12 protein-coding genes are annotated in these 15,770 nt (G+C 64.3%); 2 read left to right on the top strand and 10 right to left on the bottom strand.

From position 1 onward, the window contains the following. The first annotated feature begins 50 nt into the window (after positions 1–50). Positions 51–1,124 (top strand): alkene reductase, encoded by a 1,074-nt coding sequence (locus E9229_RS09400; RefSeq protein WP_183510940.1) that lies wholly within the window; start codon positions 51–53, stop codon positions 1,122–1,124. A 106-nt stretch (positions 1,125–1,230) separates the two neighbouring features. Here the strand turns inward: E9229_RS09400 and E9229_RS09395 are convergent, their stop codons facing one another. From E9229_RS09395 to istA, 8 genes are all read right to left on the bottom strand, one after another. Beyond that, on the bottom strand, positions 1,231–2,760 hold the full coding sequence (locus tag E9229_RS09395; protein ID WP_183510939.1) for a GMC family oxidoreductase: 1,530 nt from the start codon (positions 2,758–2,760) through the stop codon (positions 1,231–1,233). Between the two features lie 71 nt (positions 2,761–2,831). Then, positions 2,832–3,521, bottom strand: coding sequence for an ABC transporter ATP-binding protein (locus E9229_RS09390; RefSeq protein ID WP_183510938.1), 690 nt, complete (start codon positions 3,519–3,521; stop codon positions 2,832–2,834). Further along, positions 3,518–5,254 (bottom strand): branched-chain amino acid ABC transporter ATP-binding protein/permease, encoded by a 1,737-nt coding sequence (locus E9229_RS09385; protein WP_183510937.1) that lies wholly within the window; start codon positions 5,252–5,254, stop codon positions 3,518–3,520. The genes E9229_RS09390 and E9229_RS09385 overlap by 4 nt, the downstream gene beginning before the upstream one ends. Next, entirely contained in the window at positions 5,241–6,098 is an 858-nt protein-coding gene (locus E9229_RS09380) for an ABC transporter permease subunit (RefSeq protein WP_183510936.1), read from the bottom strand. Before E9229_RS09380 ends, E9229_RS09385 begins: the two co-directional genes overlap by 14 nt. Before the next feature lie 101 nt (positions 6,099–6,199). Continuing rightward, positions 6,200–7,393, bottom strand: a complete 1,194-nt coding sequence (locus tag E9229_RS09375; RefSeq protein ID WP_246380446.1) for an ABC transporter substrate-binding protein — start codon at positions 7,391–7,393, stop codon at positions 6,200–6,202. Positions 7,394–7,555: 162 nt separating this feature from the next. Beyond that, positions 7,556–8,542 carry an AraC-like ligand-binding domain-containing protein gene (locus E9229_RS09370; RefSeq protein ID WP_312855653.1) on the bottom strand — a complete coding sequence of 329 codons (987 nt, stop codon included), beginning with the start codon at positions 8,540–8,542 and terminating at the stop codon, positions 7,556–7,558. Positions 8,543–8,813: 271 nt separating this feature from the next. Further along, positions 8,814–9,581 carry an ATP-binding protein gene (locus tag E9229_RS09365; RefSeq protein ID WP_183510934.1) on the bottom strand — a complete coding sequence of 256 codons (768 nt, stop codon included), beginning with the start codon at positions 9,579–9,581 and terminating at the stop codon, positions 8,814–8,816. Positions 9,582–9,586: 5 nt separating this feature from the next. Next, a complete protein-coding gene (gene istA, locus E9229_RS09360) occupies positions 9,587–11,179 on the bottom strand; it encodes an IS21 family transposase (RefSeq protein ID WP_183510933.1) in 1,593 nt (530 codons plus the stop codon). A gap of 200 nt (positions 11,180–11,379) precedes the next feature. Between istA and E9229_RS09355 the strand changes: the two genes are divergently transcribed. Beyond that, positions 11,380–12,624 carry an ISL3 family transposase gene (locus tag E9229_RS09355; protein WP_183510471.1) on the top strand — a complete coding sequence of 415 codons (1,245 nt, stop codon included), beginning with the start codon at positions 11,380–11,382 and terminating at the stop codon, positions 12,622–12,624. Between the two features lie 50 nt (positions 12,625–12,674). Here the strand turns inward: E9229_RS09355 and E9229_RS09350 are convergent, their stop codons facing one another. Both E9229_RS09350 and E9229_RS09345 read right to left on the bottom strand, forming a co-directional pair. Further along, positions 12,675–13,643: an AraC-like ligand-binding domain-containing protein gene (locus E9229_RS09350; protein ID WP_183510932.1), complete on the bottom strand. Its 969-nt coding sequence runs from the start codon at positions 13,641–13,643 to the stop codon at positions 12,675–12,677. A gap of 242 nt (positions 13,644–13,885) precedes the next feature. Then, positions 13,886–15,559 carry an amidohydrolase gene (locus E9229_RS09345; RefSeq protein ID WP_312855652.1) on the bottom strand — a complete coding sequence of 558 codons (1,674 nt, stop codon included), beginning with the start codon at positions 15,557–15,559 and terminating at the stop codon, positions 13,886–13,888. Positions 15,560–15,770 lie beyond the last annotated feature (211 nt).

The following is a 15,770-nucleotide window of genomic DNA, read 5'->3' as shown; positions in this document are numbered from 1 at the left end:
TGTCATGAAGGGGATCGGATGGTTCCCAGACCTTGCACCAGGAGAAGTCCTTGAATCTGTTTTCCCCCGTCATCTTCGGCAACCTGACGCTTCCCAACCGGCTCGTCATGGCGCCACTGACCCGTTCACGCTCCGGGCTGGACGGCGTCCCCGGTGACATCGTCGTCGAGTACTACAGCCAGCGTGCCTCCATGGGCCTGCTGACCACCGAGGGCGTGTACCCGAGCTTCGCCGGTCAGGCATTTTGCGGCCAGCCCGGGCTGGTGACCGAGGCACAGATCGCCGGCTGGAAGCGGGTCACCGATGCCGTGCATGCAGCCGGTGGACGCATCATCGCCCAGGTCATGCATTCGGGCCGCGTGACCCACCCGGAGATCAATGGCGGGCACGAGGTGGTGGCTCCCAGTGCCGTTGCCGTCGAGGGGCTCACCCACACCTACGTGGGCAAGCTGCCCTACCCGGTACCCCGGGCCCTGGAATCCGCCGAGCTTCCCGGAATCATCGGGGAGTTTGTCCAGGCATCCCGCAATGCCATAGAGGCCGGGTTCGACGGCGTCGAACTGCACGGCGCCAACGGCTACCTCCTGCACGAATTCCTCTCCCCCGCGGCCAACCAGCGCACCGACGAGTACGGCAACAGCGCTGAAAACCGGGCCCGCCTGGTGATCGAGGTGGTTGCTGCAGTTGCCGACGCGATCGGGGCCGATCGCACCTGGCTGCGCATCTCACCCGAACACAACATCCAGGGGGCACTGGAGACCGACCCGGAGGAAACCCTGGCCACCTACTCGGCACTTCTGGCGGGGATTGCACCGATCGGGCTGGCCGGGCTCAGCATCCTGCACCAGGATCCCTCGGCCCCCCTGGTCCAGTCGCTGCGCACCGGGTTTGGCGGCCCGGTGCTGTTGAACACGGGCTTTGCGGCCATCACCACACTGGACGATGCCCTCGCGCTGACCGGGAACAGCGGGGCCGATGCCGTCGTGGTGGGCCGCCCCGTCCTGGCCAATCCGGATCTCGCCCGCCGCTGGCGCGAAGGCCTGCCGCTGAACGAGCCCGACCAGGCCACGTTCTACACCGGTGGCGCCACCGGGTACACGGACTACCCGTTCTGGGAAAACTAGGAATCCCTGCTTTCGGGGCCCCATGGTGGGCCCTTAGAAAAAAGGAGCCGGGCACCCGAAACCAATGTGGTTTCGGGTGCCCGTTCCCTTGTGCTGCGAAAATAGGTCAGCCGGCCAGCAGCGCTGCTGCCCGTTCACCGATCAGGATCGCCGGCGCGTTGGTATTGCCGGTGGGGATCAGCGGCATGATCGAGGCGTCGGCGACGCGCACGCCGGACAGCCCGTGGACCTGCAGCGTGCGCGGATCCACCACTGCCATTTCATCGATGCCCATCTTGCAGGTGCCGACCTGGTGGTGGTAGGTCACTGCTGTGGAGCGGACATAGTTTTCCAGTTCCCCGTCGCTGTCGCCGACCTCTGGGCCCGGGTAGAGCTCGACCGGTCCCCAGTGGGCCAACGCGTCGGCCCGGCCCAGCTCGCGGCACTGCCGCACCGAGGCGACCAGCGAATCTACATCAGCCTCATCGGACAGGGCACCGAGGTCGATGGCCAGTTCGTCCTCGGCACCGGGTCCGGTGAGCTCGATCGAACCGCGGGAGACCGGGCGCACGATGCCGGCCACCAGCGAGAAGCCGTTATCCGGCCCGGACATGGTGTTCAGGAAGTACATCGGCAGCGAGAAGTGGATCGGCTGGGTGTCGGGCACCGCCAAGTCCGGGCGGGACTTGTGGAACAGGTGGGTTTCGGCCGCCGCCACCGCACCGGAGGGAACCTCCTTTTCGGTGGTGGTGTAGATGACCGGGGAGAGCAGGTGATCATGCAAGTTCTTGCCGACGCCGGGCAGGTGGTGCACCGGGGTGACGCCCACCCGGGCCAGTTCCTCGGCGTGGCCGATGCCCGAACGCATCAACAGCGCCGGTGAACCGATGGCTCCGGCGGCCAGCACCGTCTCGGCGGCAGTGAGCGTGCTCAGCGAACCCTCGTGCTCGAACTCGACGCCGGTGACCACACCGTCACGAAGGATCAGCCGGTGCACCAGCGCGTTGGTGAGCAGGGTCAGGTTCTCGTGCACGGCAACGGGCTTGAGGTAGGCGTGCCAGGTGTTGAAACGCTTGTTGTCACGCACGTTCAGCTGCATCCGGGACACGCCCTCGACGTCCCCGGAGTTGTAGTCGTGGTTCTCGGGGATGCCGATCTGAACCGCGGCGGCGTAGATGTCCTCCTGGATCGGGTTGCGCTCGAAGTCCCGGCGCACGTCCAGCAGGCCCTCGGATCCACGCAAATCGGAGGCGCCGCCGTCGAAGTTCTCGATGTCCTTGAACACCGGAAGCACCTCGTCCCAGCTCCAGCCCGGGCAGCCCAAATAGGACCAGGTGTCGTAATCCTGCTTCGCGCCGCGCACCCAGATGGTGGCGTTCAACGCGTGCGATCCGCCCATGACCTTACCGCGGGGCAGGTTCAACTGGCGGCCGTCGCAGCCGGACTGGGGCATGGTCTGGTAGTTCCAGTCCTCCGGGCCGCCCCAGAGCGCTCCGGCCATCGCCACGTTGGAAATGACCGGGTTGGTGTCGTATCCGCCAGCCTCGAGCACTGCCACCTTCTTGCCTGCATCGATCAGGCGGCGGGCGATGACCGAACCGGCGGAACCGGCCCCAATGACGATGACATCGACGTCAAAGTTCGGTGTGGTGTTCATGTTGTGGTGTTCTCCTTGTTGCCGCGTAACTGGGTGGAAGCTATTGTGGCCGGTGCCGGCCGTTCGGGGCGCTAGCCCAGGTAGGCGGTTTGCAGCCGTTCAGGGTCGGCGACCAGTTCGGCGGCCGGGCCGCTGTAGCTGACCATGCCGCCGGTGATCACATGGGCGGTATCGGCGATCTTCAGGGCCAAGTGGGCGAACTGCTCGACGAGCAGCACACCGACGCCGGTGGCGGCGATGGTCTGCACCACGGGCAGCAGGCGCAGGAAGACGACGGGGGCGAGCCCCAGCGACATCTCGTCGATGAGCAGGATCTTCGGTCCGGCGGCGAACGCGCGGGCGAGCACCACCATCTGCTGTTCGCCACCCGAGAGCAGCGCCGTGGGCGAATCGATGCGCTTGTTCAGTTCCGGGAACATCTCCAGCACCTGTTCCAGCGCCGCGGGCGTCGTGGCGGTCAGCTCGAGGTTCTCGCGCACGGTCAGCGACGGGAAGACGGCCCGCCCCTGTTCAACGTGCACGATGCCCGCCTTGAAGCGTTTGCGCCGCGAGGCCCTGGTGATGTCCACGCCGTCGAGCTGAAGGGTCCCGTGGCTCGGTGCGAGCACACCGGAAATCGATTCGAGCAGGCTGGTCTTGCCGGCCCCGTTGGGACCGACCAGTGCGGTGATCTCCCCCGGTGCGACCGCCAGCGAGACGTTCGAGATCACCGGTCCGGCGCCGCGGCTGACTGCCACGTCGGTGAGTTTCAACGTGCTCATAGCATCTCCGTTTCGCCCATGTAGGCCTTGAGGACCTTGGGGTCGTTCAGTACCGTTTCCTGCGGGCCGGAGGCAAGTAGCGAACCGAAGTCCAGCACCACCAAGGAGTCGCAGACGCTGCGGACTAGGTCCAGGTCGTGTTCGATGATCAGTACAGTGGTGCCGTAGCGGGCCGGCACCTGGCGCAGGCGCTGGCCGAAGGCCACGTGCTCCTCATGCGAGAGCCCGGCGGCCGGTTCGTCGAGGATCAGCAGCTTCGGGTCGGCAGCGATGTTCGCGGCGACCTCGATGATGCGCCGGGTGCCGACGTCGATCGAGGAGATCTTCTCCCCCGCGCCCGGGCAGCCGAAGAATTCGATCAGTTCGGCGATGCGCTCCGTCGTTGCCTTGCCGTGGGACAGGTAGGCCATGTAGTCGGCCACGCTCAGCGACGGCGGCACGCGGTCCTGCTGGAAGGTGCGGCGCAGGCCCAGACGGGCACGCAGGTGCGGGGCCAGCCCGTTGACCGGTTCCCCGCCGAGGAAGACCTCGCCGGTGTGCTGCGGCAGGAAGCCGGAGACCGAGTCAACAAATGTCGACTTGCCGGCGCCGTTGGGGCCGATCAATCCGACGATGTGTCCGGCCGGCACGCTGAACGACACGTCATTCAGGGCCTTGACTTGACCGAAGGCCACGCCGAGATGGCGTACCTCGAGCAGTGTCGGCGCATCGGCGTTCGCGGGGAGGCGCGCCGGGTCGGTTTCCAGCGGAACCAGCTTGGCTTCCGGCGGGCCGTTCCTTGCCCGGCGCCGTTTGGCCACCGCATTGCGCAGGTCCGCCCCGAGGTTCGAGTTGGTGGTCAGCGCCTGGATGCCCAGCACGCCGAAGACCACCAGGCCCCAGTCCTGGGGCACTCCCCAGCGCTTGAGAAGTTCGGGGATCAGCACCCAGAGGATGCCGCCGAACAGCGCCATCTCGACCAGGTGCGCGCCGGCGACGATGGCCAAAACGTACAGGGCGAGGGACTGCAGCGTGGAAAAGCCCGCCGCATAGGCGGTGCCGACCTGACCGGCCATGAGCCCGCCGGCAACACCGGCGATGGCGGCGCTGATCGCGAACGCGCTGAGCTTGGCCGAGCGAACCGAGGTTCCGGCAGCGGCGGCCCCGCGTTCGGAGAACGCCACCGCCTTCCAGGCGCTGCCCAAGCGGGTGCGCTGGATCTGGTAGACGGCAACGCCGATGACGATGGTGGCCAGGGCGGCCAGCAGGAAGTAGCCGCGGTCTGTCTCGAAGGGACCGGGCACAGCGATCTTCACTGCCTGTGCGGCACCGGGGAACTGGGTCTTGGTCAGTGTCATGTCCGCCGCGGCGGCGAAGCCAAGCGTCACCACAGCCAGGTTCACCCCGCGCAGGCGCAGCGCCGGGAGCCCGAGCAGCAGCCCGATCACCGCGGCGACCAGCGCTCCGGCAATGATCCAGATGATCAGGCCGCCGGGGACCCCGTGCACGTTGCACCAGGACACCACCCACGCGCCGACAGCGGCAAACGTGAGTTGGCAGAGCACGATCATGCCGGCGGTGCCGGTGACGATACCCAAACCGATCAGTGCGATGGTTGCCAGCAGGGCAGTGGTGCCCAGGAAAACCAGGTAGTTCGGCAGCGCGATGCTCAGCAGCCAGGCGGCTGCAAGGGCACCGAGGCCCACCAGGTAGGGGGCAGTGGTCTTCAACGTCGAATTCTTAGCGGGCAGCATCCCACACCTCCTTGCGTTGGTTCCAGAGCAGGAACACGACGATGGCCAGCAGCGGGATCCAGTCCCGGGCAAGTGACAGGACCTGGAACTGCGCTGCAGCACCCTGAACGGCGCCGAGCAGCAGGCCTCCGACCAGCGCCAGGTCCAGCCTCTTGAAGGCGCCGAGCAGCGAAGCTGCCGAACCGTAGATCACCAGCATTGAAAGCGAGACGGCATCCGAGTTCTGGGTGGGGGCCACAATGGCCACTGCCAGGCCGACCACCAGACCGGTGACCACCCAGACGCCGATGGCCAGGGGCTTGACCGGGATGCCTATCAGCTCCGCTGCCACCGGCTTGTCGGCGATCGCGCGCAGCTTCACACCGATCTTGGTCTTGCCCAGCACCAGCTTGGAGACCACGGCGAGTACCACGGCGAAGAGCACCATGACGATGGTGACCTTGGAGACCACCACACCGGAGACCTCGAACGCGGGGCCGGAGACGATCGCCTTGAACGCCTTGGGCTTGGTGCCGAAGAGGATGAAGGAGAGCGAGATGATGAACAGCAGCGCGGCGATGGTCACCGCCGAACGTGCGCTGATCGAGGCGTCGGGCAGCCAGGTGGCAATGATCCAGCCGATGATGCCCGAGAGCAGCGCGCTGACCAGGATGCCCAGGAAAACAGCGGGGATGTGCGGAACCTTGTTGGCGATCAGCAGGACCGAGGTGAAGGCACCGAACATTCCGATGGCCGCTTGTGAAAAGTTGATGACCCGTACAAGTTGGGCCATCATGGTCAGGCAGACGGCCACCACGGCGTAAACGCCTCCGGCGGCCAGTCCGGCCAGTGCTCCCTGGAGCATGCTGCTCTCCTTAGCTGTGTTTCAAATCAAATGCCGGTGGATCGTGAAGCTGTGGAGGGGCCGGCGCGGCTGTTGCCCACCGGCCCCTCCACGGGTCACTGCTAGCTCAAGCGGGACCAGGTATCGGCTTCCGATTCCCAGGTGGTGGAGCCCGGTGCGATGGTGATCGGCCAACCCGAGCGGTTCGAACCGTGGCTGTCGCCGGATCCGAAGATCCACGGGTCACCGACCATGTCGGTGACGTAGCCTTCGGTCTGGGACTTGAACGCCGTCGTGACGCTCTCCTTGGTGATGTCCCCGTCCATGGATTCGAGCATGGTGATGAAGTGCTTCGCTGCCATGTAGCCGCCCTGGGCGAAGGCCGACTGCGGCACGTCGTGCTTCTCCATCAGTGCTGACCACTCCTTGTTGGCCTCGATGCCCTCAACGGTGAACGGTGCGGATTCGGCCGGGACGTGCACGCCCTTGCCGACGAAGCTTGCTGCCTCGGCGAACGGCGCCGAGTAGGTCGAGGTCAGGAACAGGAACGTCATGTCCTTCATGCCCTGCGCTTCTGCGGCCTTCAACAGGCCGGCGGCTTCGGGCTCGACGGCATTGGAGTAGATGGCATCGCAACCGGCCTGCTTGGCCTTGATGACGTACGGGGTGTAATCGGCTCCGCCGTAAGGCACGGTGTCATCAACAAAGACAAATGACTTGCCGGTGGCCTTGCTCCATTCGTCGATGGCCGCCTGGTAGGCAGGGCGGGTGGAGCCGGCAATGGCCAGCAGCCCGCAGATCTTCTCGAGGCCCAGCTTTTCCGAACCATAGGTCAGGGTCAGCGTGGTATCCAGGTAGGGGCCGGTGTTCACCGGGGAGATGTTCGGGGTGCTGAAGCAGAACGGGTCAACGCCGGTCCCCTGGATCGAGACGATTCCCTCGGTCTCGTAGTATTTCGAGTTGACCTCGCAGTCCAGCAGGCTGGCCGATCCGACCATGGCCACTGCCTTCTTGCCCAGGGCATCGCGGGCTGCTGCCGTTGCCGCAGCCGGGTCGCCCTTGTCATCGAAGGCCTCGTACTGGATCGGACGGCCCTTGAAACCACCGGCTGCGTTGTAGTCCGAGAAGACCGCGGCCGCCGCGGCCGAGGCCTCGGGGAAGGTTGCCGGTCCGGACAGGGCGTTGACCGAGGCGACGATGATCGGTTCGCCGGTGGCCGTGCTGGCGTCCGGCGCACTGCCGCCGCAGGCGGTCAGGGCCAGCGCGCCCACGGCGGCCATGGCTCCGAATGCGGTGATTTTCCTATGAATGCGCAAGATGATGTCCTCCCAAGAGTGTGTTGCGCGTCACTGCGCTCCACTTTCTACAACCGTAGGGCGAAAGCTCGGGAAGCTACTTGTATTTCCGTGCGCAGGAGTTGACGTTTTGCGAGCACTTGGTGATCGCTGCGCAACGACCCGGCTCCGGGGCGGCCCGGCTTACTCCGGGCCGCCTCGGCGCCGCATGCGCTGGCGGAAATCACTCGGGGATTCCCCGTAGGCGCCCTTGAACAGACGTGAGAAATAGGCGGCGTCAACCAAACCGCTGCGCGCCGCGATGGAGCTGACCGGCAGCGTGTCCTGCAACCGGTCGTTCAGGTCGGCGCGGCACCGCTCAAGCCGGCGCGTGCGGATCCAAGCCGACACGGTGGTTCCCTCTTTGCTGAAGAAGGCATGCAGCTGCCTGACCGACATGAAGTTGGCAGCTGCAATCTGCTGTGGGTTCAGCACCGGATCGGCCAGGTTGTCCTCGATGTAGGCGCGCACCTGTCTCAGCTGGTTTTCCCTGCGCACCAGCTCGGTATCGCCTTCCCACGTGGCACCGAGCTTCTCGTGCAGCACCGTGGTGATCATGTCCAGGGCATTGTGGGCCAGGCGCAGGCCGCTATGCCCGGGTATCTGGTCGAGGTTCCGGGCAAGATGGGTCAGGAACGGCACCACCACGACTCCCAATCCCTCGGTGCCGGAAATCCGCGTGGCGGTGAGCTGCCCGGCGGATTCAACGGGGATGGCCAGCTGGCGTCGCGGAAAGACCATGATGCCGTTGCGGAAATCGTCGTCAAGCGACAGTGAGTAGCCCCGGTCGCTGTCGTAGAACGCCATGTCACCGGGCTGCAGCACGGCTTCGCGACCGTCCTGGCTGATCACCCCGATGCCTTCGAGCTGGATGTGCAGCATGTAGCTGCCCTTGGGCGTCTGGGACGCGATCGGCTCGGTGCGCAGCACCTCATGCTGGTTCGCGGTGACGTCGAAGACCTCGAGGTCACCTAGGTCCCGGCCCAGGATACGGCCCTTGAACCGCTCGGCTCGATCGGTGTTGATGCTCAGCGGTGCAAACCGCGCGGAGACCATGCGCGCGAATTCCTCGATGTGTCCGGTCGTGACGGATTCGGTGGCTTTCGCCGTGGGTCCACCGTTTTCCACCACGTGCCTCCTTCGGCCTGACGAGACTGCCTGGAGTGCAGCCTTCTTCACTACTGATAAAACTGGCTCTCCTGACGTAAATGTGGGTCAGGGAAAACGTGGTAAACGAGAAAGCATGGGCAACCTGGCAAATTCGGCGTGATGGTACGGTCAGTCCGGGCACCCGGTACCGTTTGTTTCAGCGACCGGGTACCGGCCAGGAACCGTCACCTCCGATTCCCGACCGGCACCCAGAGCCCCAACTCCGGTAGTGGCTTACCGGATCGCGCCGCCGCTATTCCCAATAATCGGCAACTGCCCTTTCCTGATCGGCACGTAACCGGCGCATATCCAGATCGCCCAAGGTAATCTGGCGGGCTCGACTGGAGAGCCGGTTCACGATCGAATCGGCAGCTACCTTCTCCGGCAGGGTCTCCACCCAATACTTCGGACCTGACTGACTGGCGATCACCGTCGGCAACCGCTGATCCCGATTCACCAACACGGTGAACAGGTCATTGGCTATGACCTCGTTGATGCCTACCGTGAGGAAGTCATCGATGATCAGCACCTCAACATCGCTGAGCCTGTTCAAGAGATTCTGGTGGGCAATCACGTCTCCACGGGCAACAATCAGCTCCCGGGCCAGGTCATCCATCCGGGCGTAATGCACGCTGTGTTCCGTATGGCAGGCAGCGATTCCGATCGCGCAGGCAATATAGGTCTTGCCGCCACCAGTCGGGGAAATCAGCAGCAGATTCGTCGGATCAGCCCGCCAATCATGGGTCGCATATCGTTGCATCCGCACCTGCGTGAGCTTGCGTTCGGGCAAATAATCGATCTCGGCTATCGAAGCATGTGGAAAAGGAAACCCCGCCTGGCGGATGAGCTTATCGATCCGGTTCGAGCGCCGCAGCTCCAACGCATCATCCACCGCACTGAGGAAGAGGTCCTCCGGGGTGCGCTGCTCATTGCCCTCATCGCTGATCAGTTCCTCAAACGCCAGCGCCACCTGGGTCATGCGCAACGCTCGGAACTTGTCGTGGTCCACGCTGCTGAACATGGCCCTCACCGCCCTTCACCGTAGTAATCGGCACCTCGAACAAACACCTGGAGCGGTTCATCCTCCGGGCTCGGAGGTGCTGTCTTCTTCTTCATGTCCGAGGGCACCGGGGAGGGGGCCGCAGCCTGCTGACTGTCGCTATTGAGCCCGGCCATCACCCGCTTGAGCGTGGTGTAGGTGGGATAGCCGTGCTGATTCACCACCTGCTGGCAGGCTGCCTCCAACCGGGTTCGGTTCCGCTTGCCCAAACCCATCAGGATGTTCTGGCAATCCAGATATGCCTGGGCCTCGATGGCGGCACGATCAAGAAGCATCTCAATCACCTCCACCGTTGCCGGCCCGAAACCACGTGCCCTCTCTAGGAACCAGTTTCTGGACCATAACCCCGCCACGTCACGGTGCTGCGCCGGAACATGCTCGGGCAGGGTCGAATACTGGCCTTTGCGTCCGTGCTTGCGCGGATGCTCGCAAAGCACCGATTCCCCATCGAAGATGGTGACCTTCAGGCTGGTGAGCCGGACCTTCAGGATCCGACCGGCCAAGGTGTAGGGTGCCGAATAATGCTGGTAATCGGCGCTCACGTGGTAGTTGCGTCCGACCTTCAGCTGCTTCCATTCCACCGAGTCGAACTGTTCCGCCGGCAACGGCTGGAGCAAGTCAGCTTCCTCCTGGGTGAACCGTTCGTAACGGGTCGATCCATCCACCCGCCGGATCTTCTCGTTGATCTCCACCACCCGTTCCTCGATGGCGGCATTCAGCTCGTCCAGGGTCAACCAGAGTTCTTCGGCCAGGTAGCCGATGACCCGCTTGTTGACCACGTTGACCGCCGATTCCGCTGCAGCCTTATCTCTAGGGTGATTCGATCTGGCCGGGACGACCGCGGTGCCATAGTGGTCCGCCAGTCGCCGGTAACTGGCGTTGACGATTCTGGTGCCATCGCCCTGGCTGTGTCGGTTCGTTGCCGTGGCAGCGTTATCAGGCACCACGATTTGGCTGGACCCGCCAAAGGCCTCGAACGCCTTTACGTGCGCACTGTTCCACGCTGGCTGCTTCATATCGGTGAACCCACGGCAGAACACCATGCCCGAATACGGCAGCACCGCCACGAATAGGTACGCTTTGGTGACTTGCCCGGTCAGCGCATCCTGCAGCGCCAAGGTGTCTCCGGCCCAGTCCACCAGCATCGCCCGTCCCGGTTCGTGGTGCAGCGTCGCGACCACCTCGTGGGTTGCCGCGTAGTCGTTGAACAATTGGCAGAACTGCGTGTATCCGTATTTCTTCCCCGGAACACCGATGAGCTGGAGGTAGCGGTGCCAGGCCTGCTGCAACGTGTAGTGCCGGTTGGATTTCATCGATCTGACGATCCCGGGGAAATCTGGTTGAGCGAACCCGGCCGAGACGTTCTTCCTGCCATCGGGAAACAGCCGCTCCAGCTGCTCCCGGTTCATTCCCGCAGCCTGGGCTGCGGTGATCGAGTGGGCGTGGACGGTCTTCTTCACCAGGGAAATCTCCCGGCGTGAACATCCCACCGTCTCGACAATTTCACTGTAACTTCTGTGTTCGAGCACCAACGCCATGATCGCGCCGTAATCAGCCATGAAAGGACCTCTCCGTCGAAGCCGGCAGCACCCGATGTGCCGTCGGCTTCTTCAGCGGACCATGTTTCATTCCGGAGCGGTACCACCTAGCCGAAATGAACGGTACCGGGTGCCCGGACTGACCGTACCATCAGGCCGTGCTCGCCACAACCCGGTAAGTTTGTAAGTTCCTCAACTATCAGACTTAACCGGAGTTACCCATGCGAGCTACCACTCTACTCAATCGCGCCCTCAAATTCAGCGGCACCAGTATCACCAACGTCGAATTCGATGGTCATGGCGCGGTCATCGCCACGGTGAAACTCACCGCCCGGAAGAAGCTCTCCTGCCCGCACTGCCCCTTTGCCACCACGGTCGGATACGACACCCGGTGGGCCGAATCCAGGTGGAGGCACCTGGATCTGGGCGGCAGCCCCCTGGTCCTGAAAATGCTGCGCCGGCGGCTGCGTTGCCCCGAACACGGAGTCGTGGTCCAGGCCGTGCCTTTCGCCCGCTCCAATGCGAGGTTCACCCGAGACTTCGAGGACCTCGTCGCCTGGCTGGTCACCCGGGCGGACAAGACCAGCGTTTCCGCCTTCACCAGGATCGCCTGGCGCACCGTCGGAGCCATCTGTGAACGCGTCGTGGAGGAACAACTCGACGACACACGCTTTGAGAATCTGGTGCACCTGGGCGTGGACGAGATCTCCTGGAAAAAGCACCACAACTACCTCACCCTGGTTTCGGACCACGAAACCTCCACCATCCTTTGGGGAGCAGCCGGGAAGAACGCCGCCACCCTGGATCAGTTCTTCACGGAAATCGGCCCCGAAAACACCCAAGACATCAAGGCGGTCAGCATGGACATGGGAGCGGCATTCATCAAATCCGTGAAGAAGAATGCGCCGCAGGCCGCCATCTGCATCGATCCGTTCCACTGCGTCCAGCTGGCCACCAACGCCCTGGAAGCCGTCCGTCGTGCCTTCTGGCAAAAGGCCCGTGAACTACCGGATAAGGCCTTCGCCAAAAAATACAAGGGCAACCGCTGGGCCCTGCTGAAAAATCCCGGGGACCTCACCGAAAAGCAGGGCGCGACCCTGAAGCAAATGGAGCAGGACGGAGGGGAACTTTGGGAGGCATACCTGCTCAAGGAGTCCTTGCGGGAGGTCTTCGCCGGGGACCTTGAAACCCAAGACGTCATGGGCATGATCAGCGCCTGGTGCGACGCCGCGACCACCAGCGCCCTGGCTCCGTTCAGGAAGGCCGCAGCGACCTTGCGCGGACATATGGAAGGCATTTACCAGGCGGTGACGCGAGGAATCAGCAATGGCAAGCATGAGGGCCTGAACAACAAGATCAGAACCATGACCAGACGCTCCTACGGGTTCCATTCACCGGAGGCCACGCTGGCACTGATCATGCTCGCCTGCGGACCGGTCACCACCCGGCTCCCATACCAGAAATGACACCACCCACATTTACGTCAGGAGAGCCATAAAACTCGGGTTGGCCCTCGCTACCGGGAGAGCAGCGCAGCCTGCCGTTGGGCACTGGGCGGCTCGCCATACGCGGTCTGGAAGATGCGGCTGAAGTGGGCTGCGTCCATGAAGCCCCATCGGGCGGCGATGCCACTGACCGGATGGTGGGCCAGCAGCGGGTCGCGCAACTCGCGGCGGCAGTTTTCCAGGCGCACCGTCCTGATCCAATGAGCCACAGTGGTTCCGGCCACCCGGAAAACGCTGTGTAGGTGCCGGACGGAAATGAAGTGGGCGGCGGCGATGCTCGACGGCGACAATGCCGGGTCGGAGAGGTTCGCCTCGATGAAACGCCTGACCCGGTTCAGCAGTTCCTCCTGCGGGCTGGTGGCACCATCGCGCAGCAGGTCGAGTTCGGCCGCGAACATCGTGCTCAACAGGTCAACCGTGTTGCGGGCCAACCGGCTGCCGCTGGGTCCCGACAGCACGTCGAGGTTCTGCGCCAGTTGGGTCATGAACGGGCTGACCATTTGCCCCATGCCCTGGTCCCCGGCCATCCGCGTTGCCGTCAGCCGACCCAGCAATCCGGCCGGGAGGTCCACCGCATCATGGGGAAACATCAGCACCAGCGTTCGGGCATCCGATTCGAAGGCCAATGTGTAGGGCCGGTTGGTGTCGTAGACGGCCAGGTCGCCGGGCCGCAGCACTGCCTCGCGGTTGTCCTGGACAAGGATCCCGGTTCCAGACAGCTGGAGGTTAAGCTTGAAATAGGGGCGGTCCGAACGCGCAATGAGGGACTCGGTGCGTTCCACGCTGTGTCCAGAGGCGGAGACCTCGACGACCGCCAGATCGTCCAGGCTCCGGGATTTCATGCTTCCGCGGAATGTGACGGGGTCCTTGGATTGCACGCGCAAGGGAACAAATGAATCGGAAACGAGGTCATGCCAATCGGAAAACGAATCGACCACAGTGGATCGAACGGAGCTGACGGATCCTGTTGAGGCATTCATTCGAGACGTCCCTATGGTGCGAGGGTTGTTATTAATCGTGTTCCGGGATGCGGATTCCCGTCGACCAGGAAATGTGGGCCGCGACACATTTTCAAACTCTAGCGCCTTGCAGCGGGCACTTCCACTTCGTTCCGGCACGTGACACACCACGCGGCTCCTTGCAGTCAGGCAACCTCCCACAAGCGGGCAGCCCCGCTTCCGCACCAGCGGGCGCGGAAGCGGGGCTGCCGATGAAACGTCGATCAGCTGGCGGCTGCCGCAGCAACTTCGGCAGCCTCGAAGACCAGCTCGCCGGCGAACCAGGTCTGCCGCGCGGTGATGAAGCGGATGCCGTCCACGTCGATCGCGCCCGGATCTGCAGAGAGGATCACGAAGTCCGCCGACTTGCCGACCTCCAGCGAACCGGCCTGATCTGCCACACCCATGGCCTCGGCACTGTCGATGGTGTAGATCCGCAGTGCGTCACGCAGGGAAACGGCCTGCTCGGCCCAGAGCGTTCCCGGGAATTCGCCCGACGGGTCCTGCCGGGTGATCAGCCCGTAGATGCCTTCCCAGACATTCGGGGAGACGCTGACCGGCCAGTCCGAGCCGCCGGCAATGCGGGTGCCTGCGTCCAGCAGCGCGCGGTTGGGGTGCATCTTGTTGCCGCGCTCGGGCGAGAGCACGGTGGCGATGGCCTCGGAGATCACGCCCGGGAACCAGAGCGTGGGCGAGATGTCCGCCGTGACGTCCAGCTGCGCGAAACGGGCGATGTCATCGGGCTGGATGAACTGGCCGTGGGCAATGTGGTAGCGAACCTCGTGGTGGCCGGCTGCGCGGACCTTCTCCACGGTGTCCAGCACCAGGCGTACCGAGGCGTCGCCGGTGCAGTGGATCTTGGCGGAGATGCCACGCTCGGCGGTGCTCATGAGCCAGTGCTCGAGGTCTTCGGCTGGCATGGTCGTGCCGCCGCAGTGGCAGTCACCGAATCCGACGTCCTTCAGATAGGGCTCGATGAACGCCGCGGTGCCTGCCGGCGGCACCCCGTCCAGGAAGATCTTGATGAAGTCCGGGCGGTGGTGCGGCGAGCGGGTTTCCTCGCGGTGCTCGATGATTCCCTCACCCAGCGGGGTGGTGCCGAAGATGAAGTCGTTGGCAGCCATGGAGCTGGTGACCCAGGCCTTGAGCTGCCCGTCGTCATCGAGTGCCTTCAGCGCCCGCATCAGCTGCAGCGATGTGGCGGCGTCCTGGAAGGCGGTGATGCCGTAGCTATGCAGGATTTCGATGCCGCGTGCAGCAGCCCGGGAAAGCTGCTCGGTGGTGGTCGGCGACAGCAGCGCCAATGCCTTTTCGACCAGGACTCCCCCGGCCTCGATGAGCACGCCGGTGGCGGCCCCGTTCTTATCGCGCAGGATCTGCCCGCCGTCGGGGTCGGGGGTTTCGGCGGTGATGCCGGCCAAATCCAGGGCCCGGGTGTTGGCCCAGCGGTTGTGCTTGCTGTCGTCCTTGAACAGGGCGGGGCGCCCGCCGGTGGCCGCGTCCAGCCGCGCCAGCGCGTCGACGGTGTTCAGCTCGTTGAGCAGTCCCGAACCCCAACTGCCACCGACTACCCAGGCATCGGCAGCGAGAGTGGCCGAGTACTCGGCGATGGCAGCCAGGAATCCGTCGAGGCTCAGCGTTGGCGGTTTGTCCAGTTCGAACAAGTCCAGTTGGCCGGCCAGCATGTGGTGGTTGTGCACGTCCTGCAGTCCCGGCATCACGAAGGCGCCCTCCAGGTCGATGACCCGGGTCCCCGCGCCGATGGCCGCCTCCGCGGCCTCCCCGACGGCTAGGATGCGGCCGTTGCGCACGGCGAGCGCGGAGACCCGCCTCTCGCCCTCGTCCATGGTCTCGATGGTGCCGTTCTTCAGTACGAGGTCTGCTGTTTCAATCGCCACTGCGGGTGTCCTCCGTCGGTTTCGGTCGTTCATCCAGCCTATGAAGGAACATGCACCCAGGGCTTGGCTTTGCGTGCACGTGTCTTGCCCATGGACGTATGCCTGTCGGCGCTCCGGCGCTCCGGCAATCCCTCGGAAACCAGCGTGTCATGTCGCTTTGACCATGGATCGGGGCCAGCGGAGCGGATGAGTCCCAGCACCCCGTCCGAAG

Source organism: Paeniglutamicibacter cryotolerans (assembly GCF_014190875.1).
Classification (GTDB): Bacteria; Actinomycetota; Actinomycetes; order Actinomycetales; family Micrococcaceae; genus Paeniglutamicibacter; species Paeniglutamicibacter cryotolerans.
This window is presented reverse-complemented; position numbering and strand designations above follow the sequence as displayed.